Origin of the sequence: Inquilinus sp. NPDC058860 (genome assembly GCF_042743185.1) — a bacterium.
Classification (GTDB): Bacteria; Pseudomonadota; Alphaproteobacteria; order DSM-16000; family Inquilinaceae; genus Inquilinus.
On sequence record NZ_JBHYMS010000027.1, the window covers coordinates 17712 to 42468 of the forward strand.

At 70.8% G+C, this 24757-nt stretch carries 23 protein-coding genes; 16 read left to right on the forward strand and 7 right to left on the reverse strand.

Translation table 11 applies throughout. The annotated features are described in order from the left end of the window. Positions 1 to 858, reverse strand: a complete 858-nt coding sequence (locus ACFW16_RS19225) for an SDR family NAD(P)-dependent oxidoreductase (RefSeq protein WP_380307903.1) — start codon at positions 856 to 858, stop codon at positions 1 to 3. Positions 859 to 959: 101 nt separating this feature from the next. Between ACFW16_RS19225 and ACFW16_RS19230 the strand changes: the two genes are divergently transcribed. From ACFW16_RS19230 to ACFW16_RS19250, 5 genes are all read left to right on the forward strand, one after another. Further along, a complete protein-coding gene (locus tag ACFW16_RS19230) occupies positions 960 to 1868 on the forward strand; it encodes a LysR family transcriptional regulator (RefSeq protein WP_380307905.1) in 909 nt (302 codons plus the stop codon). A gap of 304 nt (positions 1869 to 2172) precedes the next feature. Further along, entirely contained in the window at positions 2173 to 2922 is a 750-nt protein-coding gene (locus ACFW16_RS19235; protein ID WP_380307907.1) for a response regulator transcription factor, read from the forward strand. Then, the gene (locus tag ACFW16_RS19240; RefSeq protein ID WP_380307909.1) at positions 2919 to 4241 is read left to right on the forward strand and encodes an ATP-binding protein; all 1323 of its coding nucleotides are present in this window, start codon (positions 2919 to 2921) and stop codon (positions 4239 to 4241) included. Before ACFW16_RS19235 ends, ACFW16_RS19240 begins: the two co-directional genes overlap by 4 nt. 91 nt (positions 4242 to 4332) lie before the next feature. Further along, the gene (locus ACFW16_RS19245; protein ID WP_380307911.1) at positions 4333 to 5007 is read left to right on the forward strand and encodes a carbonic anhydrase; all 675 of its coding nucleotides are present in this window, start codon (positions 4333 to 4335) and stop codon (positions 5005 to 5007) included. Between the two features lie 6 nt (positions 5008 to 5013). Then, positions 5014 to 6537 carry a SulP family inorganic anion transporter gene (locus ACFW16_RS19250; RefSeq protein ID WP_380307913.1) on the forward strand — a complete coding sequence of 508 codons (1524 nt, stop codon included), beginning with the start codon at positions 5014 to 5016 and terminating at the stop codon, positions 6535 to 6537. A gap of 5 nt (positions 6538 to 6542) precedes the next feature. Here the strand turns inward: ACFW16_RS19250 and ACFW16_RS19255 are convergent, their stop codons facing one another. After that, positions 6543 to 6911 carry a response regulator gene (locus tag ACFW16_RS19255; RefSeq protein WP_380307915.1) on the reverse strand — a complete coding sequence of 123 codons (369 nt, stop codon included), beginning with the start codon at positions 6909 to 6911 and terminating at the stop codon, positions 6543 to 6545. A gap of 219 nt (positions 6912 to 7130) precedes the next feature. Between ACFW16_RS19255 and ACFW16_RS19260 the strand changes: the two genes are divergently transcribed. Then, positions 7131 to 7376 carry a hypothetical protein gene (locus tag ACFW16_RS19260; RefSeq protein WP_380307917.1) on the forward strand — a complete coding sequence of 82 codons (246 nt, stop codon included), beginning with the start codon at positions 7131 to 7133 and terminating at the stop codon, positions 7374 to 7376. Here the strand turns inward: ACFW16_RS19260 and ACFW16_RS19265 are convergent. After that, positions 7366 to 8148 (reverse strand): SDR family oxidoreductase, encoded by a 783-nt coding sequence (locus ACFW16_RS19265; protein WP_380307919.1) that lies wholly within the window; start codon positions 8146 to 8148, stop codon positions 7366 to 7368. The two genes, ACFW16_RS19260 and ACFW16_RS19265, sit on opposite strands and share 11 nt — an antisense overlap. A 28-nt stretch (positions 8149 to 8176) precedes the next feature. Continuing rightward, on the reverse strand, positions 8177 to 9151 hold the full coding sequence (locus ACFW16_RS19270) for a sugar-binding transcriptional regulator (protein ID WP_380307921.1): 975 nt from the start codon (positions 9149 to 9151) through the stop codon (positions 8177 to 8179). A 251-nt stretch (positions 9152 to 9402) separates the two neighbouring features. Between ACFW16_RS19270 and ACFW16_RS19275 the strand changes: the two genes are divergently transcribed. Genes ACFW16_RS19275 through ACFW16_RS19305 form a run of 7 tightly spaced genes read left to right on the forward strand, consistent with a single transcriptional unit; the run spans position 9403 to position 17043 of the window. Next, entirely contained in the window at positions 9403 to 10302 is a 900-nt protein-coding gene (locus ACFW16_RS19275; protein ID WP_380307923.1) for a transketolase, read from the forward strand. Then, complete coding sequence (locus ACFW16_RS19280; protein ID WP_380307925.1) at positions 10299 to 11249, forward strand: transketolase family protein; 951 nt, start codon at positions 10299 to 10301, stop codon at positions 11247 to 11249. Before ACFW16_RS19275 ends, ACFW16_RS19280 begins: the two co-directional genes overlap by 4 nt. 2 nt (positions 11250 to 11251) lie before the next feature. Further along, on the forward strand, positions 11252 to 12751 hold the full coding sequence (locus ACFW16_RS19285; RefSeq protein WP_380307927.1) for a glycerol kinase: 1500 nt from the start codon (positions 11252 to 11254) through the stop codon (positions 12749 to 12751). Between the two features lie 36 nt (positions 12752 to 12787). Next, a complete protein-coding gene (locus ACFW16_RS19290; RefSeq protein WP_380307929.1) occupies positions 12788 to 13768 on the forward strand; it encodes an ABC transporter permease in 981 nt (326 codons plus the stop codon). Positions 13769 to 13815: 47 nt separating this feature from the next. After that, the gene (locus tag ACFW16_RS19295) at positions 13816 to 14745 is read left to right on the forward strand and encodes a sugar ABC transporter substrate-binding protein (RefSeq protein ID WP_380307931.1); all 930 of its coding nucleotides are present in this window, start codon (positions 13816 to 13818) and stop codon (positions 14743 to 14745) included. After that, complete coding sequence (locus ACFW16_RS19300; protein ID WP_380307933.1) at positions 14745 to 16256, forward strand: sugar ABC transporter ATP-binding protein; 1512 nt, start codon at positions 14745 to 14747, stop codon at positions 16254 to 16256. The genes ACFW16_RS19295 and ACFW16_RS19300 overlap by 1 nt, the downstream gene beginning before the upstream one ends. Before the next feature lie 19 nt (positions 16257 to 16275). Next, positions 16276 to 17043, forward strand: a complete 768-nt coding sequence (locus tag ACFW16_RS19305) for an SDR family oxidoreductase (protein WP_380307935.1) — start codon at positions 16276 to 16278, stop codon at positions 17041 to 17043. Between the two features lie 27 nt (positions 17044 to 17070). Here ACFW16_RS19305 and ACFW16_RS19310 read toward each other — a convergent pair whose 3' ends face one another. The 3 genes from ACFW16_RS19310 to ACFW16_RS19320 form a co-directional block, all read right to left on the reverse strand. Next, complete coding sequence (locus ACFW16_RS19310; protein WP_380307937.1) at positions 17071 to 17964, reverse strand: carbohydrate ABC transporter permease; 894 nt, start codon at positions 17962 to 17964, stop codon at positions 17071 to 17073. Then, positions 17961 to 19085: a carbohydrate ABC transporter permease gene (locus ACFW16_RS19315; RefSeq protein ID WP_380307940.1), complete on the reverse strand. Its 1125-nt coding sequence runs from the start codon at positions 19083 to 19085 to the stop codon at positions 17961 to 17963. Before ACFW16_RS19315 ends, ACFW16_RS19310 begins: the two co-directional genes overlap by 4 nt. Before the next feature lie 229 nt (positions 19086 to 19314). Then, complete coding sequence (locus tag ACFW16_RS19320) at positions 19315 to 20976, reverse strand: hypothetical protein (protein ID WP_380307942.1); 1662 nt, start codon at positions 20974 to 20976, stop codon at positions 19315 to 19317. A 222-nt stretch (positions 20977 to 21198) separates the two neighbouring features. Between ACFW16_RS19320 and ACFW16_RS19325 the strand changes: the two genes are divergently transcribed. The 3 genes from ACFW16_RS19325 to ACFW16_RS19335 are packed head-to-tail and all read left to right on the forward strand — an operon-like array spanning position 21199 to position 24649. After that, positions 21199 to 22017, forward strand: coding sequence for a BtpA/SgcQ family protein (locus tag ACFW16_RS19325; RefSeq protein WP_380307944.1), 819 nt, complete (start codon positions 21199 to 21201; stop codon positions 22015 to 22017). 5 nt (positions 22018 to 22022) lie between these two features. Then, on the forward strand, positions 22023 to 23156 hold the full coding sequence (locus ACFW16_RS19330; protein ID WP_380307946.1) for a M42 family metallopeptidase: 1134 nt from the start codon (positions 22023 to 22025) through the stop codon (positions 23154 to 23156). Then, positions 23153 to 24649: an FGGY-family carbohydrate kinase gene (locus tag ACFW16_RS19335; protein WP_380307948.1), complete on the forward strand. Its 1497-nt coding sequence runs from the start codon at positions 23153 to 23155 to the stop codon at positions 24647 to 24649. Before ACFW16_RS19330 ends, ACFW16_RS19335 begins: the two co-directional genes overlap by 4 nt. The last annotated feature ends 108 nt before the right edge of the window (positions 24650 to 24757 follow it).

A 24757-nucleotide genomic window follows, 5' to 3' on the forward strand; every position in this document is an offset into this window, starting at 1 on the left:
TCACGCCAGATCGCCGCCGTCGATGCCGATGACGTGGCCGCTGACATAGGAGGCGGCGGCGCTGGCCAGGAACACCACCACGGCCGCGACCTCCTCGGGCGTGCCGGCCCGGCGCATCGGATAGGGCGCGACCAACTGCTCGGTCGTCACCTTCCAGTCTCGCCGCACCCGCTCCAGCATCGGCGTCTCGATGGCGCCGGGGGCCAGGGCGTTGATGCGCACGTCGCGGCCGTATTCCTGGGCCGCGGCGCGGGTCATGTGGATCACCGCGGCCTTGGTGGCGCCATAGGCAACGATGTTCGGGAAGGCGTGGCGGCCGCCGATCGACGCCATGTTGATCATCGCGCCCCTGGCCCGTGCCAGATGCGGCAGCTCGTATTTCATCGCCACGAAGACGCCGCGGAGGTTGGTCGCGACCTGGTCGTCGAAGCCGGCGATGTCGGTGTCGGCGATCGGCGCCGGCGGCAGGTCGATGCCGGCATTGTTGAAGGCGATATCCAGCCGGCCCCAGCGCGCCACCGTCTCGGCGACGAAGCGCTCCATCTGCGCCGCATCGCGGACATCGGCGCGGGTGTAGACGACGTCGCCGCCTTCCCAGCGGATGCGCGCCTCGACGTCCTTGCCCAGCGCCTCGCGCCGGCCGTTGAACGCGACCTTGGCTCCGGCCTTCGCCAGGGCGGCCACGGTGGTGGCGCCGATGCCGGAGGTGCCGCCGGTGACGATCGCCACCTTGCCGGCCAGCACACCCGGCGCCTCGGCGGCCGATGCCGCGCCCGGAAGCGCGACCCCGCCGGCGACGATCGCGCCGGCCAGGACGGTGCGGCGCGGCAATGCCGTCGGATCGAAGTGGTTCTCCATGGTCGCCTCCCTAGTTGTGCAGGGGAGGCTACCGGTTGCGATTATCTCGAAAAATCGGCGCTGACTTTGTAAGCTTTTAAGTTCGAATTTATAATCGACGCATGTCTCCGCCCGATCCCTTCACCGGCCTGTCCGCCTTCCTCGCCGTGGCCGAGGCCGGCGGATTCACCGGGGCGGCGGCGCGGCTGGGCGTGTCGCCGGCGGCGGTCAGCCAGGCGGTGAAGGCGCTGGAGGCCCGGCTGGGGACGCTCCTCTTCGTCCGCACCACGCGGCGGGTGGGCCTGACCGAGGCCGGCGCCGCGTTGCTGGCGCGGGTCGGGCCGGCGACGGCGGAGATCGCCGCCGCGATCGAGGCGGCCGCGGCGATGGGGACGGAGCCGACGGGCCTGCTGCGTCTGACCGTGCCACAAATGGCCGTGCCGCTGGTGGTCGAGCCGGTGGTGGCGGCGCTGCGGCGCAGCCATCCGCGGATCGCGGTCGAGATCGCGGTCGACGACGCCACGGTCGACCTGACCGCCCGCGGCTACGACGCCGGCATCCGCATCGGCGAATATGTCGAGCGCGACATGGTGGCGGTGCGGCTGACCCGCGACATTGCCTGGTCGGTGGTCGGCAGCCCCGCCTATCTCGACGCCCGCGGCCGGCCCGAGCGGCCCGAGGATCTGATCCGGCACGAGGCGATCCGCTACCGCTTCCCCACCTCCGGCGCGATCTATCGCTGGGAGTTCGAGCGCGACGGCCGTGCCCTCACCGTCGACCCGCCGGGCAGCCTGATCGTCAACGATGGCGGGCTGCTGTTCGCCTTCGCCCGGGCCGGGCTCGGCCTCTCCTACGTGCCCGACATCGCCGTCGCAGCCGAGCTCGCCTCCGGCCAGCTCGAGCAGGTGCTGCAGCCGTTCCTGCCGCGCACGCCGGGCCTGTTCCTGTACTTCCCGCGGCGGGCCCAGGACCAGCCGAAGCTGCGCGCCTTCATCGACGTGGCCCGCGCCGTGCTCCGCCCCGGGCGCTGATACGCACCAGGACGGCGGGCCGTGCCGCTTCGCCTCGTGTCATCGTTACGCTTCCGGGTTGAAATATCATGAATAGTTTGGAGTTTTTCCTTTGTCTCTGCGCGGCTGCGACCTTATTTCCGTTGAGATATCCGAATAGATCTTCTATCGCCGATCGGACTATGCTTTGTGAATCTTCTGGATCATTGTCGATTATTTTAACGAAAATCTCGCCGATCGCATGCGGTCGGCGACGGCCGGCGCTTGCCGGTCGACGGGGAGGACGCGTTCCGGTTTCCGCTGTCGAAGGACCCTTGGATCCGCGATGAACGAGTCCAGTTCCCTGCGTTCCGCCCCCCTGCGATCGGATCATGTGCTCGTGGTTGAGGACGATCCCGGCACCCGCTCCCTGATCGTGCGCATCCTGCGCGAGAACGGGCTGCGCGCCACCGGCGTCGGCGACGGCCGCGAGATGTGGGATTCGATCGAGGTGGCGCCGGTCGACCTGCTGATCCTCGACGTCATGCTGCCCGGCGCCGACGGGCTCGACCTCTGCCGCGCCTTCCGGGCCCGGAGCCCGGTGCCGATCATCATGGTCAGCGCCCGCGGCGAGGAGATGGACCGCGTGGTCGGGCTCGAGGTCGGGGCCGACGACTACATCAGCAAGCCCTTCGGCCGGCGCGAGCTGCTGGCGCGGGTGCGCGCGGCGTTGCGCCGGGGCACGGCGCTGGAGCCGTTCCCCGGCCGCTCCAATCGGGAGATGCTGCGCTTCGCCGGATGGGCGCTCGACCGGCGCCGGCGGCGGCTGACCGATCCCGGCGGGGCGGAGGTCGAGCTGTCGGGCGCGGAGCACGACCTGCTGGTCAGCTTCCTGGAGCATCCGCAGCGCGTGATCGGGCGCGAGCGCCTCCTGGAGCTGTCGCGCTCCCGCCTCGGCAGCCCGTCCGACCGCAGCGTCGACGTGCTGGTCAGCCGGCTGCGCCGCAAGCTCGGATCCTGCGGCCCGGAGGGCGCCCTGATCCGCACCATCCGCGGTGTCGGCTACATGTTCACGGTGGATGTGGAGCACCGGTGATCCGCCGCGTCGTCTGGCCGCGCGGCCTGCTCGGCCGCCTCACCCTGCTCGTCCTCGCCGCCGTGCTGCTGCAGTTCGTCGGCGCCGCGGTGCTGCAGGAGCTGGCCGAGCGCTATAAGGCGGGCAACATCCATGCCGACCATCTGGCCGAGCGGCTCGCCATCGGCGAGCGGGCGCTGTCCAGCGTGCCGCCCGAGCAGCGGCCGCAATTGGCCGAGGCGCTGTCCACCGCCGACCTTGCCCTGAGCTGGTCGCGGCATTCGGCCGGCGCCGAGGGAGGCGTCGCGTCGCCCTGGCTGCGCGACCTGGAAGCACGCCTTCAGAAGCGGGATTCCGGCCTGGCCGGGCGCGGACTGATCTTGGATCGTGGCGGCGGGGAGGGGGAACCGCATCGCGTCCGGGGCGAGCTGCGCCTCGCCGACGGCACCATTCTCGGCTTCGACGTGACCCGGCTGCAGCATGGCCTGCCCGACATCCTGCGCAGCCTGCTGTCCACTGCGCTGCTGGCCAGCTGCCTGCTGATCGCGGCGCCGCTCCTGGTCCGCGCGCTCGGGGCGCCGTTGCGCCAGCTGGTTCGGGCGGCGGATGCGATCGGTCGCGGCCGGCCGGTCCCGGTCGCGGTCGAGGGGCCGATGGAGGTGCGGCGGCTGGCTCGGGCCCTCAACGCCATGCAGGACCGGCTGGCCCGGCTGATCGCCGACCAGACCCAGGCCCTGGCCGCCGTGTCGCACGACCTGCGCACCCCGATCGGCCGGCTGCGGCTGCGCACCGACCTGCTGGGGGCTCACCCGCTGCAGGCCGAGATGCAGGCCGATCTCGACGAGATGGAGCAGATGGTCGGCTCGGTGCTGGCTTATCTCAAGGGCGACACCGACCCGGAGCCGCCGCGCGCGGTCGACCTCGCGGCACTGCTGACCACGCTGGTCGACGCTGCCGCCGATGCCGGGCAGGACGTCGCCTATCAGGGGCCGGACCGGGCCGTGCTGCACGCCCGGCCGCTGGCGCTGAAGCGCGCCTTCGCCAACCTGATCGACAATGCGGTGATCTATGGCGGCTCGGCGCGGGTCGTGCTGCGTTGCAGCGAGACCGAAATCACGGTCGCCGTCTCCGATGACGGGCCGGGCATCCCCGAAACGGATCTGGCCCGAGTGCTGCAGCCTTTCCAGCGCATCGAAGGCTCGCGCAGCCGCGCCACCGGCGGCGTCGGGCTCGGCCTGGCCATTGCCGTGCAGGTGGTGGAGCGCGAAGGCGGCCGGTTCTCCCTGGTCAACCGTCCGGGCGGCGGCCTGACCGCGGAGGTGACGCTGCCAAGGCGCTGAAACACTTTGTCACGAACCGTTCGCACATGCGAAATCTAGGCTTCCCATCCTATTCATCCGTGACCTCTCGCCCAAGCACAGGAGGCCAGGGATGGATGACCTGTTCACCGGAATGGCGCGGTTCCGCGCCGAAGTGTTCCCGCAGCAGCAGCCGCTCTATCAAAAACTCGCGACCGATGGCCAGCAGCCCCAGGCGCTGGTGATCTCCTGCGCCGATTCCCGGGTGGTGCCGGAGCTGATCACCCAGAGCGGCCCGGGCCAGATCTTCTGCTGCCGCAACGCCGGCAACATCGTGCCGCCCTTCTCCCAGGCCAATGGCGGCGTGTCCTCGGCGATCGAATACGCGGTGGTGGCGCTCGGCGTCCGCGACATCGTGGTCTGCGGCCATTCCGACTGCGGCGCGATGAAGGGGCTCCTGCATCCCGAGGCGCTGCGGGACATGCCGAACGTCGCCGCCTGGCTGCGCCACAGCCATGCCGCCCACCGGGTGGTGTGCGAGGCCTATCCGCCGGGCCGCGACGAGCACGAGACGCTGCGGGCGCTGGCGCTGGAGAACGTGGTGGCGCAGCTGAACCACCTGCGCACCCACCCCTCGGTCGCGGCCAAGGTCGCCCGCGGCCAGCTGCGCCTGCACGGCTGGTTCTTCGAGCTCGGGTCCGGCGAGATCCTGGCCTATGACGGCGCTACCGGCCGCTTCGGCCGGATCGACGATGCCGGCGGCCTGCCGGTGGCGCTGCCGCCGATGCCGCGCCTGGCGGCGGAGTAGGCGGCCATGGCAAGGGTCCTCCCGTCCTCGCTGGCCCGCGACCTGCCGGCCTCGATCGTGGTCTTCCTCGTCGCCCTGCCGCTCTGCATGGGCATCGCCGTCGCCTCCGGCGTGCCGGCGGAGAAGGGGCTGGTGACCGGCATCATCGGCGGCCTCGTCGTCGGCCTGCTCGCCGGATCGCCGCTGCAGGTCAGCGGCCCGGCCGCCGGTCTCGCGGTGATCGTCTTCCAGCTGGTGCAGGATTTCGGTCTCGCCATGCTCGGCCCGATCCTGGTGCTGGCCGGGCTGCTGCAGCTCGGCGCCGGCGTGCTGCGCCTGGGCAAGTGGTTCCGCGCCATCTCCCCCGCCGTGGTGCACGGCATGCTGGCCGGCATCGGCGTGCTGATCGTGGCGGCGCAGCTGCAGGTGCTGTTCGGCCGCGCGCCGCTGCCGGACGGTCTGCAGAACCTGGCGGCGATCCCGGCGGCCCTGGCCGGCCTCGTGCCGCTGCAATGGTCCGCCGGCACCGCGGCGGTGCTGGCCGGCGGCGCCACCATCCTGGCGATGGTGCTGTGGGAGAGGCTGCGGCCGCGGTCGCTCCGCCTCGTCCCCGGCGCCCTGGTCGGCGTCGTCGCCGGAACGGCCCTGGCCGTGGTCCTGGCGCTGCCGGTCCAGCGCGTGGACGTGCCCGACGCGATCCTGGCCAGCATTTCAGTGCCGACCATGGCCGACCTGTCGCGCCTGGGCGAAAGCGGCATCCTGGCCGCGGCGTTGGTCATCGCGGTGATCGCCAGCGCCGAGACGCTGCTGTCGGCCGCCGCGGTCGACCGGATGCATGACGGCGTGCGCACGAACTACGACCGCGAGCTGTCGGCCCAGGGCGTCGGCAACCTGCTCTGCGGCCTGGCCGGCGCCCTGCCGATGACCGGCGTGATCGTGCGCAGCTCGGCCAATGTCCAGGCCGGCGCCGCCACCCGGCTGTCGACGATCCTGCACGGCGCCTGGATCCTCGCCGCCGTCGCCCTGCTGCCCTGGCTGTTGCGCGAGGTGCCGATGGCGTCGCTGGCCGGCGTTCTGGTGGTCACCGGCTGGCGGCTGGTCAGCCTGAAGCATGTGCGCGAGCTGCTGCACCGGCACGGCGTGCTGCCGGCGGCGATCTGGGCGGCGACCGTGGTCATGGTGGTGGCGACCGACCTGCTGACCGGCGTCCTGGTCGGGCTGGCGCTGTCGCTGTTGGAGGTGCTGCCGCATCTGCGCCGCATGCCGCTGAAGATCCGGCGCCGCGACCTGCCCTCGGGCGAGGCCGAGCTGCGGCTGGAGGGGGCGGCCACCTTCCTGCAGCTGCCGGCCCTGCTGCGCGCGCTGGAGGCGCTGCCGCCAGGCGCGACCGTGCGGCTCGATGCCGGCGGGCTGGCCCAGATCGACCACACCAGCATGGAGATGCTCGCCGACTGGGCGGAACGCCGCACCGCCTCGGGCGCGCGGGTCGAGCTGCACGAGCCGCCCGCCCTGCCGCACGGGCAGCGCCTGGCGGCGGCGCTCAGAGCCTGAGGACCTCATCGGCGCGCGATGAGGTCCTTCAGCCCCCGGGCGATCTGCTGCTGCAGGAGCGGCTTGGTCCACACCGGGCGGCCGCGATGCAGCGGCTCGATCTCCGCCTCCGACCGGCCGGTGACGAAGGCGAAAGGGATGTTGCGCTCCTCGAGCACGTCGGCGGCGGCATAGACCTCCGTGCGGCCGAGGCCGATGTCCAGGAGCGCTGCGTCCAGCCGCTCCGAGCTGGCGATCCGGACCGCCTCGCGCAGCGTGCTGACCGGGCCGACCACCTCGAGCCCGGCGGACAGCACGATGCTCTCGAGCATCGCCGCGATCCAGGTGTCGTCCTCGACGATCAGGACCCGGGGCGGGGGCTCACGGCTCTCCATGTCACCTCCTCTCACCTTGGGTCCTCGCGCACCGGACGGCCGCGAGGACCTTCTTCCTTCATTAACAGGGGGTGAATGGAAATCTATCCACAGGCGGGGACGCCGGATCGAGAGAGGATGACTGGCCGGAGATGTGATTGAAACCGCTGCCCGGTCGGAACCGAGGGAAAACGTCGAGGGTTTCCCCTACAGCCTCATGAGCCGCATGGGAGCACGGCGATGACCTTGAGCGCAGAGGATGTCGCGGGGATCCTCGGTCCGGTCGACGAGACGCTGGTGGCCGATGTCATCCGCACCGGCGCGACCCGGGAGGAGCTGGTCCAGGCCTGGGCCTGGGTCAGCAGCGACGAGGCGATGATCGGCGACGGCCGGCCGCTGCCGGGCGGCCGGGTCGCCGCCCTCGTCGAGCTGCTGGCGCCGGAGGAGGACGAGCCGGAGCCCGGCCCTCCGCCCGTCACGACATGATCAGGCCGCCATCGACATTGATGGTCTGGCCGGTGATGTAGGCGGCGTCGTCGCTGGCCAGGAAGGCCACCAGCCCGGCCACGTCCTCGCCGCTGCCGGCGCGGCCCATCGGGATGCCGCGGACCCATTCCGCCATCAGCTCGCCCGGCTTGTAGTCGCCCAGCAGCTTGCCCCAGGCGGCGTCGTTGTAGGCCCACATGTCGGTGTCGATGATGCCGGGGCAGAAGGCGTTCACGGTGATGCCCTCCTTCGCCACCTCCTTGGCCAGGCTCTGGGTCACGCCGACCACGCCGAACTTCGAGGCGGCGTAGTGCGGCGTGAAGACGAAGCCCTGGCGCGCCTGGCCGGAGGCGGTGTTGATCAGCCGACCGCCACGACCGTGCTTGCGGATCCGGCGGATCGCCTCCTGGCAGCACAGGAACACGCCCTTGGTGTTGACCGCCAGCACCTTGTCCCATTCCGCCTCGGTCATGTCCTCGATCCGGGCGATGGTGATGACGCCGGCGTTCTGGATCGAGATGTCGATCTTGCCGAAGCGCCGCTCCGCCTCGTCGTAGAGCGCCGCGACCTGGGCCGGGTCGGTGACGTCGGCGACGAAGGACGCGGTGCGGCCGCCTTCGGCCTCGATCCGCGCCGCGGCGTCGGCGACGCTCGGCTCGTTGGCGGCCAGCAGCACGGAGGCGCCCTCGGCGGCGAAGCGGCGGGCGATCGCGGCGCCGATGCCGCGGCTGGCGCCGGTGATGACGACGGTCTTGTCGGTGAAGCGGGGCATGGGGTCTCTCCCGGATATGTCTTTGCGTTCAGCGGGCGAAGTCGCCGTCGGACTGGGCCAGCAGCTTCTCCGCCGTGAAGCGGTCGGTGATCAGGATGTTGATGTGGCGGCCGAGGAGGGCGCCGCGGATCGCCGCCACCTTGCGGGCGCCGCCGGCGACGCCGACGATGCGCGGGATGGTGCCGATCTCGTCGAGCGACATCGAGATCACCCGCTCGTCCAGCGGCGTCTGGACCGGGGCGCCATAGGCGCCGAAGAAGCGCAGGCAGATGTCGCCGACGCCGCCGGCCCGGCCCACCGCCTCCAGCTCCTCGCCGGTGAAGACGTTGCCGCTGTTGGCCAGCATCTTCGACGGCTCGACCGCGCCGATGCCGACCAGCGCCAGGGTGATGCGCCGCCACTGCTCGATCGTCGCCCGGACATAGGGGTCGGCCAGCAGCGCGCGCTTGGCCGAGGCCGATCCGGCGACGCCGGGGGCGGGCAGCAGTTGGGGCTGCGACCCGGTCAGCTGGGCCAGGCGTGTGGTCAGATGGGTGGCGTGGCCCTGCACGGCGGGGTTGCCCATGCCGCCCAGCATCTGCACCACCCGCTCGGCCGCCACCCGCTTCAGCGGGTTGATGGCGTCGACCATGCGCAGCAGCGACGCGCTCCAGGACGAGATGCCGATCACCTCACCCGGGTCCAGCGTCGTCTCCAGGAAATGCGCCGCGGCGTCGCCGATGCCGGCCAGGATCGAGTCCTCGCGGTCCTCGCCGCATTCGGCGACGATCGCCTCGGCCAGGCCGAAGCGGTCGCGCAGCCCCGTCTCCAGGTCGACATAGGTGCCGCGCGGCGCGTTGATGGTGATGCGGATGATCGACTCGTCCTCGGCCCGCTTCAGCAGGCGCGAGATCGTGGCCTGCGAGATGTGCAGCCGCTGCGAGATGTCGGACTGCTTCAGCCGGTCGACATAGTACATCTGCGCCACCCGGGTGATCAGGCGAAGCTCGTTGATGCGGCTCATCGGCAGGCGGCCTCGATCGTCTGGCGCCGGTTCGGCTGATTAGAAAATTTATGCATCACAGGCTGATTATTCAGACGCCGGACGCGGCCGGGTCAAGCGAAAGCTGCGCGCCTTCGCCAATCCTGTCGACGAATCTCCTCCTATTTTCGTATTTGAGCGAGCGGTCGGATCGAGCGGCTTGACGCAGTTTCGACTCACCGATAGCATGAATTTAAATCTGAGTATGAATAATTATTCAATCCGGAGGAGCGGTGCTCGATCCCAAGCCCCCATTCGTCCTCGACCTGGTCCCCGACCCGGCGCGCATCGCCGCGGCGGACGGGGCCGAGCGGGCGCGCCTCCTGGCCGGGGCGGCGGCGGAGATCCGCGCCTCCGTGCTGCGCATGATCGGGCAGGCCGGCCTCGGCCATGTCGGCGGCGACCTGTCGGTGACCGACATCCTGGCGACGCTGTTCTTCGGCGTGCTCGACCTCGATCCCGCCGAACCGGCGCGGCCCGACCGCGACCGCTTCATCCTCAGTAAGGGCCATTGCGCCGCCGCGCTCTACAGCACGCTGGCGCTGCGCGGCTTCATCCCGGCAGATCTGCTCGGCAGCTTCATGGCGCCGCTCTCGGTGCTGAACGGCCACCCGAACCGGCGCAAGGTGCCGGGGGTGGAGGCGAACACCGGCCCGCTCGGCCACGGCCTGCCGATCGGCGTCGGCAGCGCCATCGCGGCGCGGCTGTCCGGGAACCCCTGGCGGACCTTCGTCGTGCTCGGCGACGGCGAGCTGCAGGAGGGCAGCAACTGGGAGGCGGCGATGTCCGCCGGCCATCGCGGCCTGGACAACCTGACCGCCATCGTCGACCGCAACCGGCTGCAGCAGGGCGCCCGCACCGAGGACACCAACCGGCTGGAGCCGCTGGCCGATAAGTGGCGCGCCTTCGGCTGGGAGACGGTCGAACTGGACGGCCACGACCACGCCGCGCTGTGGGCCGCCTTCACCGCCGCGCCGGCCGGCAGGCCGCGCTGCGTCATCGCCCGCACGATCAAGGGGAAGGGCGTGTCCTTCATGGAAGACCGCGTGGAATGGCACCACAAGGTGCCGTCGCCGGCGCAGATCGAGCAGGCCCTGGCGGAGGTTGCACCTCTGGCGGAGGTCGCGCGATGAGTGCCGATGTCGTCGCCAAGGCCGGCACCTTCGACTGCCGCAAGGCCTTCGCCGAGACCCTGACCGAGCTGGCGCGGACCGACCGGCGCATCGTCGCGGTGTGCAACGACTCCGTCGGGTCCAGCAACCTGACCGGCTTCGCCGCCGAGTTCCCCGACCGGCTGGTCAATGTCGGCATCGCCGAGCAGGCCATGGTCGGGGTCGCCGCCGGCCTGGCCAATGGCGGCTTCTTGCCCTTCGTCTGCGCCGCCTCGCCCTTCCTGACCGGCCGGGCGCTGGAGCAGATCAAGGCCGACGCGGCCTACAGCCAATACCCGATCGTGCTGTGCGGCATGAGCCCGGGCATGGCCTATGGCGAGCTGGGGCCGACCCATCATTCGATCGAGGATCTGGCCTGGACCCGGGCGATCGCCGAGCTGACGGTGATGGTGCCGGCCGACCCGGCCCAGACCCGCGCGGCGGTGCGCTGGGCCGCCGATGCCGGCCGCCCGGTGTTCCTGCGCATTGGCCGGTTCCCGGTGCCCGAGGTGACGCCGGCGGGTGCCAGCTTCGACGGCGGCGCGACGCAGCAGCTGCGCGCCGGCGGCGACGTCACGCTGGTGGCGACCGGGACCATGGTGTCGCGGGCGCTGGAGGCGGCGGAGCTTCTGGCCGCGCAGGGGGTTGAGGCCCGTGTGCTGAACGTCGCCACCCTCAAGCCGCTCGACCCAGAGCCGCTGCTGCGCGCTGCGGCCGAGACCGGCCGCATCGTCACCGTCGAGGAGGCGGTGGTGCAGGGCGGGCTGGGCGGCGCCGTGGCCGAGGTCGTGGTGCAGGGCCGGCCGGTGCCGATGCGCATCCTCGGCGTCACCGGCTTCGCCCCGACCGGCAGCGCCGCCTTCCTGCTCGACCATTTCGGGCTCAATGCGGCCGGCATCGCCGCCGCCGCCCGCGAGCTGGTGGCCTGACCATGCCGTTCGTCCTCGCCATCGACCAGGGCACCAGCTCCACCAAGGCGCTGCTGGTCGATGCCGCGGGTGCGGTGGTCGCGCGGGGTTCCGCGCCACTGGGCGAGACGCATCCCAAGCCGGGCTGGGTCGAGCAGGACCCGATGGCGATCTGGGGCAGCGTGCGCGCGGCCGTGGCCGCCTGCCTGCAGGGGCGGGATCCCCGCTCGGTCGCGGCGGTCGGCTTCAGCACCCAGCGCGAATCCCTGCTGATGTGGGATCGCCGCACGGGCGAGGCGCTGTCGCCGCTGATCAGCTGGCAGGACCAGCGCACCGGCGCGCTGTGCGAGGCGCTGCGCTCGCCCGACGCCGAGCGGCTGGCGCGCGAGCGCAGCGGCCTGCCGCTCGACCCGATGTTCTCGGCCGCCAAGGCGAAGTGGCTGCTCGACAGGCTCGACCCGGACCGCGTCCGGGCGAAATCCGGCGCGATCTGCCTCGGCACGGTCGATGCCTGGCTGCTCAGCCGCTTCGGCGGCGAGGCGGTGACCGAGGCCGGCAACGCCTCGCGCACCCAGCTGCTGGATGTCCGCCGCGCCGCCTGGGACCCCGACCTGATGGCCTTGTTCGGCGTGCCGGAGGCGGCGCTGCCGCGCGTGGTGTCCTCGACCGGCCCGTTCCCGTCCGTCCGCGGCCTCGACCCGCTGCCGGACGGCGTGCCGGTGGCGGCCGTGCTCGGCGATTCCCATGCGGCGCTGTTCGCCCATGGCGCCTTCGCCCCGGGCCAGATCAAGGCGACGATGGGCACCGGCTCCTCCGTCATGGGGCTGATCGACCGGGCCGAGGCGCTGGACCCCGGCCTGTGCCTGACCATCGCCTGGTCGGTCGACGGCCCGGCGCTGGCTGCGGAAGGCAATATCCGCTCGGCCGGGTCGACCTTGCGCTGGGCGGCCGAGCTGCTGGGCCTGTCGACGCAGGAGTTGGCGGACCTTGCGGCGGAGGCCTCGAGCGACGGCGTCTACCTGGTGCCCGGCTTCAACGGGCTGGGCGCGCCGTGGTGGGACCTCAACGCGGTCGGCCTGCTGGCCGGCTTCACCCTCGGCAGCGGCCGGCCTGCCATCGCCCGCGCGGCGCTGGAATCGATCCCGCACCAGATCGCCGACGTGGTCGAGGCGATCGACCGCAGCGTCGGCCAGGTCCGGGCGCTGCATGTCGATGGCGGGCCGACCCGCAACCCGGTGCTGATGCAGGCCCTGGCCGACCTCGCCGGCTGCGAGGTGCTGCGGTCGGACACGGCCGAGCTCTCGGCGCTCGGCGCGGCGCATCTGGCCGGGCTCGGCGCCGGGATCTGGGACTGGGACGGCCTCGCGGCGCTGCCCCGCGCCCGCGACGGCTTCGCCCCGGCGATGCCGGCCGATCGGCGCCGGGCCGAGCGGGACGGCTGGCGGCGGGCGGTGCGGCGCGCCTCGGGCCTGCCGCCGGAGGCGGCCGGGAGCACGGTACCGCCGGAGGCGGCGGGGCGCTGATCTGCCCCGCCTGGTGACACGAAAAGGATGTAGGGAATGGAAGCGCGCATCGACCGACCGGCCACCAGGACGATCCTGCCGCGGATCAGCCTGACCAGCGGCGCCCAGGGCCCGCTGATCGGCCTGATCCTCTTGTGCGTGATCTTCTCCTTCGCCTCCGACCATTTCCTGTCGGTCCGCAACGGCCTCAACGTGCTCGACCAGGTCACCGTCCTCGGCATCCTCGCCATCGGCATGACGGCGGTGATCGTGATCGGCGGCATCGACCTGTCGGTCGGCTCGGTCCTGGCGCTGTCTATGATGGTGATGGGCTGGCTGGCGCGCGACATGGAGCTGCCGATGGCGCTGGCCATCCTGCTCGGCATCGGCGCCGGCGCGGTCTGCGGCCTGGCCTCCGGCCTTCTGATCACGATCGCCCGGCTGCCCGCCTTCATCGCCACGCTGACGATGATGTCGGTGGCCCGCGGCCTGGCGAATATCCTGACCGACGGCACCCAGATCGTCGGCTATCCCGACTGGTTCACCGCGCTCGCCACCGTGCGCAACTTCGGCTTCCTGTCGCTGACCGTGGCGCTGTTCCTGGTGCTGGTCGTGGTCAGCTGGCTGTACCTGACCTTCCGGCCCAGCGGCCGCAACCTCTACGCCATCGGCGGCAGCCGCGAGGTGGCGCGCCTGGCCGGCATCCATGTCGGCCGGGTGACGATCGCGGTCTATGCCGCGGCCGGGGCGCTGGCCGGCATCGCCGGCATGGCGCTGGCCTCGCGGCTCGATTCCTCGCAGCCCAGCGCCGGCCTCGGCTACGAGCTCGACACCATCGCCGCGGTCGTGATCGGCGGCGCCAGCCTGTCGGGCGGCGTCGGCAGCATCGGCGGCACGGTGGTCGGCGTCCTGATCATCGGCGTTCTGCGCAACGGGCTGAACCTGCTCGGCGTCTCGCCCTTCGTGCAGCAGGTGGTGATCGGCCTCGTGATCGCCGCCGCCGTCACCTTCGACACCCTCGGCCGGCGCAACCGCTGACCGTGCACAAAGACGGCAACGCCGTCGCAACAGGAGAGGATCGACCCATGAAGACCCGTATCGCCATCGCCGCGCTGGCGCTGCTGGCCGGCACCGCCCTCGGCTCCCCGGCCTGGGCCAAGGACAAGGTGATCGGCCTGGCCGTCGCCAACCTGCAGGCCGACTTCTTCAACCAGATCAAGCAGTCGGTCGAGGCCTCGGCCAAGGAACAGGGGATCAAGGTCGTCACCGTCGACGCCAAGGGCGATTCCGCCACCCAGGTCAGCCAGATCCAGGACCTGATCACCCAGCAGATCGACGCGCTGATCTACATCCCGGCCGGCGCCACCGCCGCCAGCGTCCCGGTGAAGGCAGCCAAGGCCGCCGGCATCCCGGTCGTGGCCGTGGACCGCAACCCGGCCGACGCGCCGGGCGACACCTTCATCGCCACCGACAGCGTCGCCGCGGCCCGCACGCTCGGCGAATACGTCTGCAAGGTCACCGGCGGCAAGGGCAATGTCGCCATCGTCCAGGGCCAGCTCGGCACGACGCCGGAGCAGGACCGCGACAAGGGCTTCACCGAGGCGCTGGCCAAGTGCCCGGACCTCAAGGTCGTGGCCAAGCAGGCCAGCACCATGTGGATGCAGGACGAGGGCTTCAACATCGCCCAGGACATGCTGCAGCGCGACCCCGACATCTCGGTGTTCTTCGGCCGGGCCGACGCGCTGGCGCTGGGCGCCGCCCAGGCGGTGAAGGTCGCCAATCTCGACCACAAGACCTGGATCTTCGGCTTCGACGGCGACGTCGCCGGGCTGAAGGCGGTGCAGGCCGGCACGCTGGACGCGACCATGACCCAGACCACCCAGCAGATGGGCCGGCTGGCGCTGCAGTCGGCGCTGGAGCTGGCGGACGGCAAGACCGTCCCGGCCGAGCAGCTGCAGGCGGCGACGCTGACGACCAAGGACAACGTCGCCGGCTTCATCGAGAAGCACCCCTGATGGCGGGCGCCGTTCGCGCCGCCGTGGCGGAGAGCCCCAAGGGGCTCTCCATCCGCGGCATCGGCAAGGCCTATGGCGGCATCACCGTGCTGCAGGATGTCGACCTCGACATCCGTCCGGGCGAGGTGCTGGCGCTCCTGGGCGAGAACGGCGCCGGCAAGTCCACCCTGTCCTCGGTCATCTCCGGCCTGGTGCCGCCCAGCACGGGCCACATGACCTGGCAGGGCGAACCCTATGCTCCGACGCGGCCGGGGGACGCGATCGCCGCCGGCATCGGCCTGATCCACCAGGAGATGAAGCTGCTGCCGGACCTGACGATCGCGGAGAACGTGTTCGTCGGCCGGCTGCCGACCAAAGGCGGCCGGATCGACCGGGCGGAGATGAACCGCCGCGCCGGCGAGCAGCTGCAGCGCCTGGGCCTCGACATCGCCCCGACGAAGCTGGTGCGCGAGCTCAGGGTGGCGGCGCAGCAGCAGGTCGAGATCGCCAAGGCCCTGACCCTGAACTCCCGCCTGCTGATCCTGGACGAGCCGACCGCGGCGCTGGGCGGGGAGGAGACGGAGCGGCTGTTCCAGCAGATCGAGCGGCTGAAGCGCGACGGCGTCTCCTTCATCTATATCAGTCACCGGCTGGACGAGATCGCCCGCATCGCCGACCGGGTCGCGGTGCTGCGTGACGGCCGCCTCGTCGCCACCCATGACACGGCGCAGGTGCCGGTGAAGACGCTGGTCGAGCAGATGGTCGGCCGCAGCGTCGACCGGATGTTCCCGTCCGTCTCGGTGCCTGAGCCGCAGGCGCGGCTCGAGGTCTCCAGCCTCACCGCCGCCGACGGCGGCTTCCGCGACGTCAGCTTCACCGTGCGGGCGGGCGAGGTGTTCGGCATCGCCGGCATCGTCGGCGCCGGGCGGACCGAGCTGGTGCGCGGCGTCGTCGGCGCCGATCCCGTGGCGTCGGGCCGGGTGACGGTGGACGGACGGCCGGTCGACCTGCGCGGCCCGTCCGACGCGATCCGGGCCGGGGTCATGCTGGTGCCGGAGGACCGCAAGCTGCAGGGCGTGGTGCTGGACCACTCGATCGCCGACAACATCGCCTATGCCAATTTCGACCGCATCGCCCCCGGCGGCTGGATCAGCCCGGCCCGGGTGCGCGGCTTCGCCGCCGACCTGATCGCCCGGATGGGGGTGAAGGGCACGCCGGGGCAGCGCGCCGGGAATCTCTCGGGCGGCAACCAGCAGAAGGTCGTGATCGCGAAATGGATCGCGCGCGACCCCAAGGTGTTCATCCTGGACGAGCCGACGCGCGGCATCGATGTCGGCGCCCGCGCCGCGATCTACGACGTGATCGCGGGCCTCGCCGCCTCCGGCATGGCGGTGGTGGTGGTCAGCTCCGACCTCGACGAGGTGCTGGGCCTGTCGCACCGGATCATGGTGCTGGCCCGCGGCCGCAACCAGGGCATTCTCGACCGCGACCAGGCCAGCCGCGTCGCGGTGATGGAACTCGCAACCCGCTGATTCAAGGGAATATCCGACCGTGCAGATCTTCCGGCTCGATGATCAGATCGCCTTCGTCACCGGCGCCGGCAGCGGCATCGGCCAGCGCATCGCCGTCGGCCTGGCCGAGGCCGGCGCCGATGTCGCCCTGTTCGACCTGTCGGCGTCGGAGGCCGGTCTCGCCGACACCACCGGTCGCATCCGGGCGCTGGGCCGCCGGGCGCTGACCCTGACCGGCGACGTGACCCGGGCCGCCGATCTTGCGGCGGCGGTCGACGCGGTCGAGGCCCAGCTCGGCGAACTCGCGGTCGCGGTGAACTGCGCCGGGATCGCCAACGCGACGGCGGCGGAGGACCTGCCGGAGGCGCAGTGGCAGCGCACCATCGATGTCAACCTGACCGGGGTGTTCCTGTCGGCCCAGGCCGAGGCCCGGGTGATGCTGCCGCGCGGCCGGGGCTCGATCGTCAACATCGCCTCGATGTCGGGCTCGATCGTCAATCGCGGCCTGCTGCAGGCGCATTACAACACCTCCAAGGCCGGGGTGATCCACCTGACCAAGAGCCTGGCGATGGAATGGGCCGATCGCGGCCTGCGGGTGAACGCGATCAGCCCCGGCTACACGCTGACACCGATGAACCTGCGGCCCGAGGTGGCCGAGCAGCGCAAGATCTTCGAGCGCGACACGCCGATGGGCCGGATGGCGTCGGTGGACGAGCTGGTAGGCCCGGCCGTGTTCCTGGCCAGCGCCGCCTCGTCCTTCTGCACCGGCGTCGACCTGATCGTCGACGGCGGCTTCGTCTGCTGGTGAGGGTGGGGGGAGGGCTGGCTGCCCTCCCTATTTCACCGCGCCCGCGGTCAGGCCGCGGATGATGTAGCGCTCGAGGAAGATGCCGATGACCGCGAGCGGCGCGATCGCCGCGGTCGACAGCGCCGCCATCGACCACCAGTTGATGCCCTGCGACCCGGTCTGGCTGGCCACCATCACCGGCAGGGTCTTGGCGTCGGTGCTGGTCAGCAGCGCGGCGAAGAAATACTCGTTCCAGCACAGCACGACCGACAGGATGAAGGCCGCCACCATGCCGGGCAGGGCCAGCGGCAGCACGATGCGCAGGAAGGCCTGCCACACCGTCGCGCCGTCGACCCGCGCCGCCTCCTCCAGCTCGATCGGGATGGTGGCGAACTGGTCGCGCATGATCCAGATCACGATCGGCAGCACCATCAGCGCATAGACCAGGATCAGCCCGATCCGGGTGTCCAGTAGCGCCAGCTCCTTGTACAGCACCAGGAACGGCATCGCCAAAACCACCGGCGGCAGGATCAGCTGCGACAGGAACCAGAACGAGATGTCCTTGTTCCGCCAGGGGCCGAACTTGTAGCGGAAGCGGCTGAGGCCGTAGGCGGCGAGCGAGCCGATGGCGACCGCCAGCAGCGAGGCGCCGACCGAGGCCACGATGCTGTTCTCGAAGCGCAGCAGGAACTCCTCGCGCACCGTCGAGGTGGCGCCGATCGTGTCCGGCGACAGGCCCAGCGAGCGCCAGCCGCGCCAGTCCGGCTGGTAGTCGATCCACGGAATAAGATGCCCCTGGGTGACGTCGACCGCGGTCTTGAACGAGGTCGTCACCGTCCAGTAGATCGGGAACAGCGAGATGAAGGCCCACAGCAGCGCCACGGCGTAGAGCAGCGTGCGGCCGGAGATGCGCTTGGCGCGCCAGGTCGCCCCGCGGGTCATGTCAGCCGCCGCATCCAGCGGCTGACCAGGCTCAAGAGGCCGGTCACGAAGACGATGATCATGATGAAATAGACCTGCGCCAGCATGGTGCCGTAGCCGACATTCGACCGGTCCCGGTACTCGCGATAGATGAAGCTCGACACCGTGTCGGTGGCGCCGCCGGGCCCGCCCGCCGTGACGTTGATGACGATGTCGGCCAGCTTCAGCTCGAAGATGATCCGAAGGATCACCGCGGTGACGCTGACCGGCAGCATCAGCGGGAAGGTGATCTTCCAGAAGGACTGCCAGGCCTTGGCGCCGTCGATCCGCGCCGCCTCCAGGATGTCGTTTGGTATGGCCTGCAGCCCGGCCAGCAGCAGGATCATGATGAAGGGGATCGAGACCCAGCCGTCCATCGCCATGATGCTGAGCCGCGCCATCCAGGGCGAGGCGAAGAAGGCCGGGTTCTCCCAGCCCAGGAACCGGGCCAGCGACGCCGCCGGGCCGAAGCGGTATTCCATGATCGACTTGCCGATCATCCAGCTGACCGCGACCGGGCTCAGCATGAACGGCATCAGGAAGGCGACGCGGAAGAACTTGCGGGCCCGGATCTCGGCGTTCAGCAGCAGCGCCAGGCCGAAGGCTATGGCGTATTGCACCAGCACGGCCAGCACGTACCAGACCATGTTGCCGAGCGCGTTCCAGTAATATGGATCGGCCCACAGGGTGCGGAGGTTGTCGAGGCCGTTGAGCTGCCGGCCGGCGAAGGAGCTGAGGTTCCAGTCGGTGAAGGCGATGTAGAGCCCGAAAAGGGTCGGGAAGATCACCATCGACACGGTGAACAGCACCGCCGGCAGCAGGAACAGCGCCCGGTGCCCGGCCTCGCCCCGGATCATCACCTGGCCGGCGCCGAGCGCCACCGCCCAGGCCAGATAGGTGTAGAGCAGGGGGCGCCAGGTCTCGAAGCCGATGGCGACCACTTCGGCCGAATCCAGCACCTGCAGCAGCAGCATCGCCGCGAGCAGGAGCGTGGCGACCCGGACCAGCCACCGCCCCGCGACCTTGCGGCCGGCCGGGATGTGCGACGAGACGGGCTTGATGCTGTGATCGCCGGCGAGGGCGCCGATCTCCGCTTCGCTCATGCTGATCCGGGGATAGCTGCGGAAGGGCAGATAGACAGTGTCCCCCCTCCCCCCGCGGGAGGGGGGTAGGGGGAGGGGGCTGTCGATCGAAGAGAGCCGTCGCCTCCGGGCTGACGCTTTGTGGGTTCCCGGCCCGGCGGCGCGAACCCCCTCCCCCTAACCCCCACCCCCGGGGGGGTGGGGGGTAAGGAAACAAGCGGCCCGGGGAAGGGTTGAATTACGCCGGGTCTCACAGCCCGAGCGATGCCTTGTACAGGGCGATCTGCTTGTCCCGGCCGATCTGGTCGGTGATCTTCTCCCAGGCTGCGGCGATGGCGTCGGCGCCGGACTGGGCGGTGCCCTGGCCGGCGAAGACCTTGGCCAGCTCGTCCTCGGCCACGCTGTAGTACTGGAAGATGCCGGGGATGCGCGGCTCGATCGCCGCGTTCGGGTGGTTGTAGGAGTCCGCGTTGGCCTTCAGGTAGGAGGTGATGAAGGCCTCGTCATAGCCGGCGGCGACCCATTCCGGGATCTGGAAGTGGCTGTTCCGGTACGGCTGGAAGCCGGACGGGTAGGCCGAGGTCCACAGCGACAGGTCCTTGCCGCCGAGATGGGCCGCGGCGCTCCAGGCCGCTTTGTGCTTGACGGCATCGCTGTCGACGCGGGCCATGACGTAGACGCCCCAGCCCAGATAGGCCATGTTCGGCGCATAGTTCGGGCCGCCCGGCAGCTTGTCCCAGGCCCCGGTCTTGGCGTTATAGACATCGTCCGAGCCCGGCAGGATGCTGAAGCTGCAGACGTCGCCGATGACCGAGGAATCGCTGGTCTTGGCGTTCGACCCGACATCGCCCCACCACGCCACCATCGACCCGGTCCCGGCCAGGAACTGCTGGAAGGCGGTGGTGTTGGGATCGGCGCCGAGCTGGTCCGCCGGCTCCGACGGCAGGGCGTCGATCACGTCCTGGATCGCCCGCACCCAGGCCGGATTGTTGATCCGCGGCTTCATGGTGTCGATGTCGAACAGCCAGGCCTTGTCGTTCGGGTGCTTGGCATAGGCCGAGGCGCGGCTGCCCAGGAAATAGAAGCCGAAGCCGCCCCAGGCCTTGGGCGCGTCGAGATAGCCATAGGCGTCCTGGCCGCCGACCTGCTTGCCCTTCAGGAACTTGGTCGCCGCCTGGACCTGCTGCCAGGTCTTCGGCACGCCCCATTCGCCCTGGCCGCCACCGTCCTTCCAGGCCTTGGCCAGGTCGGCGTCGGAGAAGACGTCGGTGCGGTAGTTGAAGGTGTGGCAGTCGCCGTCGATCGAGATCCGGTAGGTCTTGCCCTCCCAGGTGCCGACCGGGGCCTTGAGGTAGCCGACATAGTCGTCCATCTCGATCTGGGCCTTGACCCAGTCGGGCATCTCCGAGGCCAGGCCCTTGCCGCAGACGTCGCCCTCGAACGGGGCGCCCATCTCGACGATGTCGAAATCGACCGTGCCGGTGGCGATCGCCTGCTGCAGCCGCGGGTTGTAGTCGGCCTGGGCCAGGTCGATCCAGGTGATCCTGGCGCCGGTATAGGCCTCCCAAGGCTTCAGGAAGCCGCGGAACAGCAGGTTGTGCAGATTCTGGTTGTTCAGCCCCATGAAGGTCAGCTGGACGCCGTTGAACTCGCCTTCCTTGACCAGCGCCTTGGTCGGGCCGAGGCACAGCTCGCCGACCTTCTGCCAGTCGGCGTCGGTGGGCGATCCCTTGCCGACGCCCGGGATCTGCAGGATCTGGGCGCGCAGGTCGTTCTGCGCCAGCGCGGTGGAGGAGAGGGGGCCGAACAGGCCCGTCGTACCCAGGGCGGCGCCGAGCCCGGCCGCACCCTTCAGAACCGTGCGCCGGCTGGCCTGCGCCCCGACGAGGCGGTCGTAGTCCTGTAGCTTCACCGCGAATCTCCCTGTGGCATTATCGTTTTTGTCGCCCTCGGCCGTCCCGAACCGTTATCCCTCGAACCGCCATCGTGAAACGTTTCACGACATGACGACCAAGGATGCGATTTCGGCGGGTGCCGAAGGCGATCCTGAGTATGATGCGGCCTCAATGGGGGCGCAAGGGAGCGGCCGGGGAGCCGTTCTACGCCACTCGGAGCAGGGAAGGGACGCGCGCGAATGGGCGCTACAGGCAATTTCCAGCGGGTGTTCGGCGACACGAAGCCGGTGATCGCCATGGTGCATTTCGGGGCCCTGCCGGGCGCGCCGCTCTACGACTCGGCGGCCGGTCTCGACGGGCTGCTCGACGGTGCCCGGCGGGACCTGCAGGCGCTGCAGGCGGCCGGCTTCGACGCCGTGATGTTCGGCAACGAGAACGACCGGCCCTACGAGTTCGAGGTCGATACCGCCTCGACCGCGACCATGGCCTATCTGATCGGCCGGCTGCGGCCGGAGATCACGGTGCCGTTCGGCGTCAACGTGCTGTGGGACCCGGCCGGCTCGGTCGCGCTGGCGGCCGCCACCGGCGCCGCCTTCATCCGCGAGATCATGACCGGCACCTACGCCTCGGATATGGGGCCGTGGAACCCGGATGCCGGCGCGGCGATGCGCTATCGCAACCGGCTCGGCCGCGGCGACCTCGCCATGCTGTACAACATCTCCGCCGAATTCGCCTGGTCGCTCGACCGCCGCGACCTGGCCGACCGGGCGCGCAGCGCGGTGTTCTCCAGCATCCCGGACGCCGTCCTGGTCTCCGGCACGATCACCGGCGAGGCCGCGGCGATGTCGGATCTCGAGGCGGTGAAGCAGGCGCTGCCCCACACCCCGGTCCTGGCCAACACCGGGGTCAAGCACGAGACCGTCGCCGACGTGCTGCGGGTGGCGGACGGCTGCATCGTCGGCTCCTCGCTCAAGGTCGACGGCCACACCTGGAACGCGGTGGACCCCGAGCGGGCGGCGGAGTTCATGCGCCTGGCCCGGGCGGCGCGGAAGGGCTGACGGCGATGGCGACGGACCTGCCGGGCACCGACCCGGCCAAGCAGCGCCTGCGCGGGCTGGTGTCTGAGCTGATGCTGATCCCCGGCCTCAGCGGCCATGAGGGGCGGGTGCGCCGGCATCTCGCCGGGCTGCTCTCCGGCCTCGGTATCGCCTCGCGCTCCGACCGGCTCGGCAACCTGATCGCGACCGTCGAGGGCACGGTCGCGGGGCCGAGCGTGATGCTGTTCGCCCATATGGACCAGCTGGGCCTGATCGTCCGCAAGATCGAGCCCGGCGGGCTGGTGCGGGTGGAGCGGCTGGGCGGGGTGCCGGAGAAGGCGTTGGCCTCGCAGCCGGTGGTGTTCTGCGTCGGCGCCGGCCGGGACGTGCCGGGGGTGATCGCCAACAAGAGCCACCACGCCACCTCGCAGGAGGAGAAGTACCGGGTCCTGCCTTATCCCGAGATCTACATCGACGCCGGCTTCGACAGCGCCGCTGCGGTGCTGGCCGCCGGCATCGACATCGGCACGCCCGTGGTCTACGCGCCGAAGGTGGTCGATCTGGCGGGCGACCGCATCGCCGGCACCGCGGTGGACGACCGGGCCGGCTGCGCCGTGATCGTCGAGGTCGCCCGGGCGCTGCTGGCGGCACAGCGGCGCCCGACCGTGCATCTGGTGTTCTCGGTGCAGGAGGAGTTCAACCTCCGCGGCGCGGTCACGGCGGCGCAGGTGCTGGCGCCGGACATCGCCATCCAGCTCGACATCATCCTCGCCACCGACACGCCGGACATGGCGCAGCGCGGCGACGTCCGCCTCGGCGGCGGCCCGGCGATGAGCCTGTACAGCTTCCATGGCCGCGGCACGCTGAACGGCACCATCCCGCATCCGGCGCTGGTTGCCCTGTTCGGCGAGACCGCCCGCGGCGCGGGCATCGCGCTGCAGAAGAGCGCGCATGTCGGCCTGCTGACCGATTCCTCCTATGTGCAGCTGGTCAATGCCGGCGTGGCCGCGATCGATCTCGGCTACCCGGCCCGCGGCACCCATTCCTCGCTCGAGATCTGCGACCTGTCCGACCTGGCCGGGCTGGCGCGCCTGCTGGCCGCCGGCATCGGCCGCATCGACGAAAGCTTCAGCCTGGACCGCGACCGGTACGAGACATGACCTATTACCTCGGCATCGACATCGGGACCTTCGAATCCAAGGGCGTGCTGGTGGCGGCGGATGGCAGCATCGCCGCCATGGCCGCCAGGCCGCACAAGCTGATCGTGCCGCAGCCGGGCTGGGCCGAGCATCGGCCGAAGGAGGATTGGTGGGACGACGTCACCTTCCTCTGCCGCAAGCTCTTGGCCGACAGCGGCGTGCCGGCCTCCTCGATCCGGGCGGTCGGCACCAGCGCCATCGGCCCGTGCATGCTGCCGGTCGATGCGGCGGGCGAGCCGCTGATGAACGGCGTGCTGTACGGCGTCGACACCCGTGCCCATCAGGAGATCGCGGACCTCACCGCCCAGATCGGCGAGGACGTGCTGCTGGAGCGCTGCGGCAACGCCCTGACCTCGCAGTCGGTCGGCCCCAAGATCCTGTGGCTGAAGCGCAACCGGCCGGAGATCTTCGCCCGCACGGCGAAGATCCTGACCTCGACCTCGTTCCTGGTGCACAAGCTGACCGGGCGCTTTGTCATCGACCACTACACCGCGGCCAACTCCAGCCCGTTCTACCTGGCCGACGAGCTGGCCTGGAGCGATGAACTGGCGCCGGGCATCGTCGATCTCGGCCAGATGCCGGACCTGGCCTGGAGCACCGACATCGTCGGCACTGTCACCCGGCAGGCGGCGGCGGAGACCGGGCTGGCCGAGGGCACGCCGGTGATCGCCGGCACCATCGACGCGGCGGCGGAGGCGATCAGCGTCGGCGTGCTCGACAGCGGCGACATGATGGTGATGTACGGGTCGACCATCTTCACCATCCTGCTCGGCGACACCCGGCTGCGCGACCCGCGGCTGTGGTGGGCGCCCTGGCTGATGCCCGGCCAGCACGCGGCGCTGGCCGGCCTCGCCACCAGCGGCACGCTCAGCCACTGGTTCCGCGACCAGTTCGCGCGCGAGCTCGACCCGGCCTCGGCGATCCCGGCGCTGGTGGCGGAGGCGCAGCAGTCGCCGCCCGGGGCGCGAGGGCTGGTGCTGCTGCCCTATTTCTCCGGCGAGCGCACGCCGATCCACGACCCGCAGGCCAAGGGCGTGCTGTTCGGCCTGAACCTGACCCACACCCGCGGCGACATCTGCCGGGCGGTGTTCGAAGGCATCGCCTGCGGCACCGCCCATATCGTCGAAACCTACCGCGAGGCGGGGCAGGTGCCGCGCGCGGTGTACTCTGTCGGCGGCGGCACCAGGAACCGGGTGTGGTCGCAGGCGACCTCCGACATCTCCGGCCTTCCGCAGATCCTGCGGCAGAAGACCTTCGGCGCCAGCTACGGCGACGCCTTCCTGGCCGCGCTCGCGGTCGGCGACGTCGAACCGGGCGACATCCGGGCGTGGAACCCGACCGCGTCGGAGATCGCGCCCGACCCCGCCCAGGCCGAGCTCTACCGGCGGCAGTTCGGCGTGTTCAAGGATCTGTACCCGGCGACGCGGGACCTGATGCGGCGGCTGGACGGATAGGGGCTCCCGTAGGTTGGGTTCGCGATCCGCGAACCCAACATGTCATCGGCCCCCGCGCGCGCCGGCGGCGAAATGTTCCCCGGCGAACCCAACCTACGTCCGGAGCGA

Excerpts from the sequence above, each read along its gene's own strand:
- ACFW16_RS19325 (WP_380307944.1), top strand. The coding sequence starts at position 21,199 with ATGGGCGCTACAGGCAATTTCCAGCGGGTGTTCGGCGACACGAAGCCG.
- ACFW16_RS19300 (WP_380307933.1), top strand. The coding sequence starts at position 14,745 with ATGGCGGGCGCCGTTCGCGCCGCCGTGGCGGAGAGCCCCAAGGGGCTC.
- ACFW16_RS19280 (WP_380307925.1), top strand. The coding sequence starts at position 10,299 with ATGAGTGCCGATGTCGTCGCCAAGGCCGGCACCTTCGACTGCCGCAAG.
- ACFW16_RS19330 (WP_380307946.1), top strand. The coding sequence starts at position 22,023 with ATGGCGACGGACCTGCCGGGCACCGACCCGGCCAAGCAGCGCCTGCGC.
- ACFW16_RS19250 (WP_380307913.1), top strand. The coding sequence starts at position 5,014 with ATGGCAAGGGTCCTCCCGTCCTCGCTGGCCCGCGACCTGCCGGCCTCG.
- ACFW16_RS19290 (WP_380307929.1), top strand. The coding sequence starts at position 12,788 with ATGGAAGCGCGCATCGACCGACCGGCCACCAGGACGATCCTGCCGCGG.
- ACFW16_RS19260 (WP_380307917.1), top strand. The coding sequence starts at position 7,131 with ATGACCTTGAGCGCAGAGGATGTCGCGGGGATCCTCGGTCCGGTCGAC.
- ACFW16_RS19265 (WP_380307919.1), bottom strand. The coding sequence starts at position 8,148 with ATGCCCCGCTTCACCGACAAGACCGTCGTCATCACCGGCGCCAGCCGC.
- ACFW16_RS19270 (WP_380307921.1), bottom strand. The coding sequence starts at position 9,151 with ATGAGCCGCATCAACGAGCTTCGCCTGATCACCCGGGTGGCGCAGATG.
- ACFW16_RS19245 (WP_380307911.1), top strand. The coding sequence starts at position 4,333 with ATGGATGACCTGTTCACCGGAATGGCGCGGTTCCGCGCCGAAGTGTTC.
- ACFW16_RS19255 (WP_380307915.1), bottom strand. The coding sequence starts at position 6,911 with ATGGAGAGCCGTGAGCCCCCGCCCCGGGTCCTGATCGTCGAGGACGAC.
- ACFW16_RS19295 (WP_380307931.1), top strand. The coding sequence starts at position 13,816 with ATGAAGACCCGTATCGCCATCGCCGCGCTGGCGCTGCTGGCCGGCACC.
- ACFW16_RS19285 (WP_380307927.1), top strand. The coding sequence starts at position 11,252 with ATGCCGTTCGTCCTCGCCATCGACCAGGGCACCAGCTCCACCAAGGCG.
- ACFW16_RS19335 (WP_380307948.1), top strand. The coding sequence starts at position 23,153 with ATGACCTATTACCTCGGCATCGACATCGGGACCTTCGAATCCAAGGGC.
- ACFW16_RS19310 (WP_380307937.1), bottom strand. The coding sequence starts at position 17,964 with ATGACCCGCGGGGCGACCTGGCGCGCCAAGCGCATCTCCGGCCGCACG.
- ACFW16_RS19315 (WP_380307940.1), bottom strand. The coding sequence starts at position 19,085 with ATGAGCGAAGCGGAGATCGGCGCCCTCGCCGGCGATCACAGCATCAAG.
- ACFW16_RS19235 (WP_380307907.1), top strand. The coding sequence starts at position 2,173 with ATGAACGAGTCCAGTTCCCTGCGTTCCGCCCCCCTGCGATCGGATCAT.
- ACFW16_RS19225 (WP_380307903.1), bottom strand. The coding sequence starts at position 858 with ATGGAGAACCACTTCGATCCGACGGCATTGCCGCGCCGCACCGTCCTG.
- ACFW16_RS19230 (WP_380307905.1), top strand. The coding sequence starts at position 960 with ATGTCTCCGCCCGATCCCTTCACCGGCCTGTCCGCCTTCCTCGCCGTG.